This is a genomic window from Siminovitchia thermophila, from assembly GCF_016909185.1.
Taxonomy (GTDB): domain Bacteria; phylum Bacillota; class Bacilli; order Bacillales; family Bacillaceae_C; genus Siminovitchia; species Siminovitchia thermophila.
In genome coordinates this window covers 1-1,642 of the sequence record NZ_JAFBFH010000081.1, presented here as the reverse complement: position 1 = coordinate 1,642, position 1,642 = coordinate 1, and the positions used below count along the sequence as shown (strand labels likewise).

Here is a 1,642-nt window from a genome sequence, read left to right as displayed (position 1 = left end):
CATGCCCATCAAGCTAACAAAGTAAATTACTAGATACGAAATGATCCTTGTTTTAAAACTAGCGAGTGATGGAAAAGTAGGCATGCCAAAGAAGCCTATTAAAACGCGATTTTTTCGCTAGGCAGCTTGTCTATGCTTCACCGTCGTTTCATACACAACCCCTAGAATATCAAAGACGGTCATCTTCTTATACCGATGACATTTACGACCGTTCTTTTTTAGCAGCTGATAAAGGCGATGCAGAATTTTCATAAGTTCTTCTGTGCCAACTGCTATCGCTTGAAACAGTAACGGAAAGTAATCTTTAATCATATAAATCGCTTTGTATTCACTCAGCTCCTGCTTTTTCTTTTCAAGCAGAAGCTGTCGCATTTGAAACATCGTAGAAGAACAGAGGAGAATGCCAATGAGTTGTCCATATAAATGGCACTCTAGGCGTTCTCTTTTAATATTTTTACATTCATCAATTTCAAAGAATGACTTCCACGTTTTAAACAAAATCTCAATCTGCCAACGAAGTGAATACAATGAATGGACGTAATTCGTCAGTACTTCTTCTAGCGACGTGTTCGTGATATATACATTCATGCCCATTAAACGTTTACTTTTATCCTTCATGACAATGCCTTTCTTCTTTTCACGTATCGCTTGGTTTTTCAGGCGTGTTTGCGTTTGATCATCGGTTAAACGATGGATAATGACACGTGCTGGAAGCTTCTGATTTTGGCCAATGTATGCCTCGGGGATTTCCATCGTTTCACCAGGGGTTAGACCAGACATCATTTGTGTCATATCAAGCTGGATGTATTCTGTTTGCTTTTTTAACGTGCCATTGTTGAAGTATTCTGGCTCAGGGTTCTTGGTATAAATGCGTGTATTCAGCTTCAACCGCGAGATATAGTAAGCCTCTTTATCATGAATGGCTTGTAAGTCTCCTAAATCGAAGTAACCAAGATCACGCAAACACAAATCGCCCGCCTCTACGGTTTCAAGGCAGATGGTACCGTATGTTTTATCATTATTTTTTCCTGGTCCAAGCTGCACGTTAAGAAATTGACCACTAAGTAAATCATATTCCAATTGGATTTTCACGCCTGCCGTATTACTACTCCCACCTGAACCTTGATAGTCAGTGGCGAAATGATCAGGCAGTTGAAACACTGTCGCATCTAAAATACGGATACGATTGAAAGTAGAGATCATGTGTACAGAAAGCGATTGATTTGAACAGAGTTTTTGTGTGAGAAGAGAAGTAAAGACTTCTCGAAGAAATGCGACAGCTGCTGGATTAAAGCGTTGATTCAGTCCTTCTGAGCTCATCAGTACCCCAGTGGAAGCTTCTAACTGACTGCACAATTGTGTAAGTGATGTGCTAGCGATTTCTTGACTAAGCCATACGCAAAGGGCAATGAGTTCGTTTGCTTGATACTTACTAGATCGCTGTACAAAGCCAACTTGTTTGGCGATATCTTGTAAGACTACTGGAGATAAAAAGTATTGTAGTTCTTGTGCAAAAAGATTCAGTTCATTTGAAATGATAGGATTCATCAAAAACGCCATCCTTTCTCGTAAACTTCTTACGATAAGCATAGCGTTTTTTCATTTTGAGGGTATGATTTTAACTTCGCTTGATGGGCATGTG

The 1,642-nt window shown here is 39.6% G+C and carries 1 protein-coding gene; it reads right to left on the bottom strand.

Going from position 1 to position 1,642, the window contains the following annotated elements:
* Nucleotides 1-117 precede the first annotated feature (117 nt).
* On the bottom strand, nucleotides 118-1,548 hold the full coding sequence (locus JOC94_RS22630; protein ID WP_026585316.1) for an IS4 family transposase: 1,431 nt from the start codon (nucleotides 1,546-1,548) through the stop codon (nucleotides 118-120).
* Nucleotides 1,549-1,642 lie beyond the last annotated feature (94 nt).